This window comes from Paraburkholderia atlantica, from assembly GCF_009362785.1.
Taxonomy (GTDB): Bacteria; Pseudomonadota; Gammaproteobacteria; order Burkholderiales; family Burkholderiaceae; genus Paraburkholderia; species Paraburkholderia atlantica.
Genome location: NZ_WHNQ01000051.1, coordinates 21765 through 27901, shown reverse-complemented (window position 1 = coordinate 27901; position 6137 = coordinate 21765). Strand labels below are relative to the sequence as shown.

At 60.6% G+C, this 6137-nt stretch carries 3 protein-coding genes and 1 rRNA gene; 1 reads left to right on the top strand and 3 read right to left on the bottom strand.

What is annotated here, in order from left to right; all coding sequences use genetic code 11:
* Positions 1-162, bottom strand: a 16S ribosomal RNA gene (locus tag GCT19_RS36505); the annotation flags it as partial.
* Positions 163-881: 719 nt separating this feature from the next.
* On the opposite strand from GCT19_RS36505, the gene rpoD reads away from it, so the two are divergent.
* Complete coding sequence (gene rpoD / locus GCT19_RS36500) at positions 882-2879, top strand: RNA polymerase sigma factor RpoD (protein ID WP_018435942.1); 1998 nt, start codon at positions 882-884, stop codon at positions 2877-2879.
* Between the two features lie 337 nt (positions 2880-3216).
* Here rpoD and GCT19_RS36495 read toward each other — a convergent pair whose 3' ends face one another.
* The gene (locus GCT19_RS36495; RefSeq protein WP_018435941.1) at positions 3217-4320 is read right to left on the bottom strand and encodes a YjgN family protein; all 1104 of its coding nucleotides are present in this window, start codon (positions 4318-4320) and stop codon (positions 3217-3219) included.
* A gap of 599 nt (positions 4321-4919) precedes the next feature.
* The gene (locus tag GCT19_RS36490; protein WP_018435940.1) at positions 4920-6128 is read right to left on the bottom strand and encodes an aminotransferase-like domain-containing protein; all 1209 of its coding nucleotides are present in this window, start codon (positions 6126-6128) and stop codon (positions 4920-4922) included.
* Between the last annotated feature and the right edge of the window lie 9 nt (positions 6129-6137).

The window sequence follows — 6137 nt, the reverse complement described above, 5'->3', positions numbered from 1 at the left end:
TCCGGCTTTCGCCGGGCTATCCCCCACTCCAGGACACGTTCCGATGTATTACTCACCCGTTCGCCACTCGCCACCAGACCGAAGTCCGTGCTGCCGTTCGACTTGCATGTGTAAGGCATGCCGCCAGCGTTCAATCTGAGCCAGGATCAAACTCTTCAGTTCAAACCTGTTACTGTTTTCGGTTTCGTTAGAAACCGGTCGCTCACTCAACGTACTGACGATGATCAATCCGTCTTTCGACAGATAAACCTTCCTCTAATACTGTGTGAGGCTTCTGATACTTTTGCCTTGCGGCAGACTCCGGAGAATCCGCCGCCGCACTCCGCATCAAGCGCCCACACTTATCGGCTGTTAGTTTTTAAAGATCGATCCGCGAAACCCGCAGCACCTGAACCACCACCACCCGGCACTGCTTCGTTTGCGTCGCTGCGTCTGCAGCAGAGAAACGAGATTATGGAGAGCGATCGACAACGCGTCAAGCCCCTTATGCGAATTTCTTTTGGGGACAGCACACGAGGGTGCGACTCCATATATAAGAAAACGACAAGCCTCCCTTGTGTAAGGATCAACGCGCCCCTATCTACGTCGTGTCCCGCGCATGCACGCATGCCTACGCACCCGCGCAGTATCACGCATGCACGCGACAACAGCGACGATGATTTGATGTGCACCCATGAGCGCGAACCTCCAAGCTCGTATATAATGCGAGCCGCGCAAAATTTCGCATGTCCATCGGCCCGCTTCGAGCGGGCTCATCTTTTTTGCTCCCCAGAGCACAGCCCAACAACCGCGTTGAGTCACATCAGGTGATGCTGAGCCCTGCTCGAAACGCCTGACGGTAGCGTCTTGCGTCTCATAGCGAAGCCTCTAGAGGAAATTACGTGAACCCTTTTGATCGCGAAGATTCGCAACACGAAGCCGCCGCCTTCACTGCCAAAGTTCCGTCCGGCCGTTCGGCCAAAGGCAAGGGCGCCGGCAAAGCGATCCCTGTGGCAGCCGAGCTGCCGCCGCACCAAGCCGAAGAACGCCAGCGCCTGATGCGCGCACTGATCCAGCTGGGTAAAGAGCAAGGCTACCTGACCCACGCGCAGATCAACGACCACCTGCCCGACAACTTCACCGCCACCGCCGCGATCGACAGCATTGTCAGCGCGTTCAGCGACATGGGCGTGCAAGTGTACGAGCAGGCGCCGGACGCAGAAACGCTGCTGCTCAACTCGAACTCACCCGCTGTCGTGTCGGACGACCAGGCGGACGAAGAAACCGAAGTTGCGCTGTCGACCGTCGACTCCGAATTCGGTCGCACCACCGACCCCGTGCGTATGTACATGCGCGAAATGGGCGCGACCGAACTGCTCACCCGCGCAGGCGAAATCGCGATCGCGAAGCGCATCGAAGACGGCCTGCACGAAATGGTGCAGGCGATCGCCGCATGCCCGCTCGCAATCTCCGCGATCCTCGCGAGCGCGCAGCAGGTTGCCGACGGCGAGCTGCGCATCGACGAACTCGTCGACGGTCTGAATGAAGAGACGGGCGCCGCGGAAGAAGTCGAGAGCGCCGATGCGGATGCCGAAGAAGACAGCGTTGCCGACGAAGACAGCGACGACGAAGAAGAAGACGACGACGGCCCGGCCGATTCGTCGGCAGCGGACGAAGCTCGCCTGAAGCAGCTCACGAGCGACTGCCTCGAAATCTTCGCCCAGGTCGGCATTCTGTACGACGAGATGAACGCGGCGCACACGCGCGGCGACGTCACTTCGAAGGGCTATCAGCGCGCACGCGAAGAGATTCAGCAGCACCTCGCGAAGATCCGCTTCACCGCACGCACGATCGACCGTCTGTGCGGCGACGTGCAGCACCAGGTCGCGCAAGTGCGGGCGATCGAGCGCAACATTCTGCAGATCGTCGTCTCGAAGGCCGGCATGCCGCGCGAGAAGTTCATCGAGACGTTCGCGGGTAACGAGGCCGACCTCGGCTGGACCGAGCGTGCCGCGCGCACCGGCGCTTCGACGTACGGCGCGGCGCTCGAGCGTCATTTGCCGGCCATCCAGTCCGAACAGCAGAAGCTGATCGACATCGAAGCGACAGTGTCGCTGCCGCTCAAGCATCTGAAAGAGATCAACCGCAAGATGGTCGCGGCCGAATCGAAGATGCGCAAGGCCAAGAGCGAGATGATCGAGGCGAATCTGCGTCTCGTGATCTCGATCGCGAAGAAGTACGTGAACCGCGGCATGCTGTTCCTCGACCTGATCCAGGAAGGCAACATCGGTCTGATGAAGGCCGTGGACAAGTTCGAATACCGTCGTGGCTGGAAGTTTTCGACGTACGCGACATGGTGGGTCCGTCAGGCCGTCACGCGTTCGCTCGCGGATCAGGCGCGCACGATTCGCGTGCCGGTGCACATGATCGAAACGATCAACAAGCTGAACCGCATTTCGCGCGAGATCCTGCAGCAGACCGGCCAGGAAGCGCATCCGGCGGTGCTCGCGGAACGCATGGAGCTGTCGGAAGAGAAGGTGCGCGGCATTCTGAAGATCGCGAAGCAGCCGGTATCGCTCGAAACGCCGGTAGGCGACGACGGCGATGCGACGCTGGGCGACATGATCGAAGACGCAGCCGTGTCGTCGCCGGCGGATGCCGCGATGCAGGCCGACCTGCGTGCCGCAATCGACGACGCGCTCGACTCGCTGTCGCCGCGCGAAGCGAAGGTGCTGCGCATGCGCTACGGCATCAACACGAAGTCGGATCACACGCTTGAAGAAGTGGGCAAGCAGTTCGACGTGACGCGCGAGCGGATCCGTCAGATCGAGAGCAAGGCGATGCGCAAGCTCATGCACCCGAGCCGCGCGGACCGTCTGAAGTCGTTCCTCGACCGATAAGCGTTTGCCACGCTTGCCGTGCGCGATGCACGGCAAGCTGCGCACATCGTCATACATAAGCAGCGGGATGAACCGGTCAACGGTGAGTCCCGCTGTTTGCTTTTGTGCTGTACGTTCCCGATAGTCTTGCTCGCGCGAGTTCTCGGCTTCGCGTCTCCCCTGTTGTCCACAGATTTTGGGAACAAGCTTGTGGACAAGCTGCGCATGACTGCGCTAACTCATTGAGCGTACGGCGTTTTTTCGCGCTCGCGCCTTCGATGAGTCGCGCGTCCCATCCTTTGCCGCCCACAGTGCGAACCGCGCCCCCCATCGTTGCGCGCTCAACGCAAGTCCAAGCTCAAAACGCGCCGCCATGATCCAGCAGGTTCAGCATGCCCTCGCCGGTCAGCGGGGCAGCCACGGTGCTTTGCCCCAGCATGTGCGGATCGAGGTAGCCGGAAACCTGCAGCGTGTCGGCGGCAAAGCGCATCAGCCGATGCAGCACGATCGGCGCGCCGCAGCCGAGCGTGAACACGATGATCGCAAGGTTGCCGCACTGCAAACCGAGCAGACGCGCGACGCTGACGTTGCTGCCGAAATGCAATTGCGAGCCGAGCGACGTATTGCCCATCACATGGCGCGTCAGCGCGGCGACATAGAAGCCGCGGATCAGCATCGTGCCGATGGAGAACAGCGCATAAAACAAAAACAGCGATCCGAGCGCGGCCCGCCACGGCGCCCCACCGGCCCCCGACACGTTGCCGACATGAATCGATGCGAGAGCGCCCTGCAGAAACACCATGAACAGCACCGCAAAAAGAACGACCACGCCGACGAACGTAACGAGAAACAGACCGTAGACGAGCCCCGCGCGCCCTTTGAAGCGAAACGACAGGCTACCCAGGCTGCTCGCGTTGATACGGCGCTCCGTCAGACGCATCGATGTCCATGGCATCATCTGACCAACCGTGACAACGCACAACAGCGCATACAGCAGCGCGCGCACGCCGTAGCCGAGCGCCGAGCCGGTCATGCCGCCGCGAATACCGCACCACTGCGTGCGGCTCAGCCGATAGCGCTGCGCGCTGAAAAACGCACCCGCCGCGAACACGACAATCAGCAGATAGAACGCGATGACCGGCAGCGAATCGAGTGCCGCGTTTTTCGTCAGCATGCGCAAGACCACGCTCGCCGCGCCCGCCGCGAACGCCGCGCCGAACACGACCACGACGGCTAACAGAAAGCCCTTGAATAGCTCGCCCCCGGTGCCCGTGTACTCGAAGCGCTCGTCCTGAAACCGCATGTGCGACCAGACATAGCGGCGGTTGCTCGTGGTCGCCCAGAAGCGGTAAATGCCGAGCGTCACGATTTGCAGCAGAAGATTTCTGAAAAAGATGCCGTAGAGGTCGCCGAGCGTGCCGTCGTAGATCAGCAGCGGCCGCTTCTCGTCGAGTGAATTCATTGCGTTGCCCTCTTTTCTTCATTTAACGTTTTTGTGGCCCGCTCACGCATACTCGTGCGGCACTTATATGCGGCATGCGTGGGCGAACGCGACGGGCGACGGTGCTTTCCCGTGCGAAGGCCGGCCCGTGTGGCGCGAGCCCATGCAAAACCTGTCTTTCAGACACTCAGGGAATCACGCAAAACGGAAGCCGGCCGGCAAACACATAATTACACGGTTTCTTATCTTTATAAATGGTATTTCCGCATATAAATCGGCCATTTTCATTACGAAATTTGGCAAGGCGCGAATTTATTCAATTCGCATAATCTTGAAATTAACGGGTGCAATAACGATTTCATTGGGGCGATGATTTGATGGCCCGCTCGCGAGTACGAGCCTTCGGCCGTTGCGTTGCACGACCGGCGTCATGCAGCGGCATACGCGGACGAAAACGATTGCGTATTCGCACTTCACACAATTTTCAATCAATAAGGAATGCGGTGAATTCTGCTAAATCGTCACAATTTTTGGCATTTGAATAAAAAACCCGGCTGCACATTAGATGCTTGCCGGGTAATTTCCCGCATTGCACTGATTGCGTTGATGCAATCCGGGTTTTATTGCCCCTGGAAGTACAGCTCGAGCGCGCGCTTCATTCGATGCACGCCGGTTTCGATCTCCTCCACCCCCGGCGCGGCAAACGACAGACGCAGCGCAGCCCTATCGACCGCGTCGTTGTAAAAAGCGACGCCCGGCACGAACATCACGTTCTGTTCGATGCACATGCGCAGATAGTCGGACGCATCGCCCGCCGCGTTCAGACGCGCCCATACGAACATGCCGCCCGCCGGGCGATGAATCGCGATGTGCTGCGCGAGATGCGTGTCGAGCGCATCGCACAGCGTGCGGCATTTCACGGCATACGCATCGATGATGCGCGGCAGATGCCGCTCCAGCGCTCCGCTCGCGAGGTACTCGGCGGCGATCGCCTGGGTCCATGGCGCGCTGCACAGATCGACGGTCTGCTTGGCGATCACGCAACGCCGCACGATCTCCGCGTGCGCGACCATCCAGCCGACCCGCAAACCCGGCGCGACGATTTTCGACAGACTCGAAAAATGCACGACCCAGTCGCGCGAATCGGGCACCTGCTCGCTCAACGCGAAAAGCGAAGGCACGGCCGTGCCATCGAAACGAAGATCACCATACGGATCGTCTTCGACGATCACGAACCGATAACGCGCCGCCAGTTTCAACAATGCGATTCGACGTTCGAGAGATAACGTCGCGCCAGTCGGATTCGCGAACGTCGGCACCGTGTACAGCAGCTTGGGAGCGCGACGCAGCGCGCCCGTTTCGAGCAGCGCGGCGAGCTTCGCCACGTCGATGCCGTGCGGATCGACGGGCACCGTGACGACGTCGGCCTGTTGCAGGTTCAGCGCCTGCAACGTGGCCGGATACGCGGGCTGCTCGACGAGCACGACGTCGCCGGGCGCCACCATCACCCGCAGCAGCAAATCGAAGCCTTGTTGCGAACCGGTCGTCACCAGCAGGTCTGTTGGCGCGCATGGCGCGCCGCGCCGCGCCATCAGTTGCGAGAGCTGTTCCTTGAGGATCGCGATGCCATCGGTCGGGCCGTATTGCAGACACAGCGTCGGCTGATGCGAGGCGCGCGCGGCGGCGGCATCGAGACCTTCACGGTCGAACAGATCGCTCGCCGGATAGCCGCCGGCAAACGAGATCATGCCGGGCTGGGCGAGGTATTTGACCAGCTCGCGGATCGGCGAGCCGCTCGGTGCTTCGAATGCGCGATTGAATGAGAACATGATGACGGC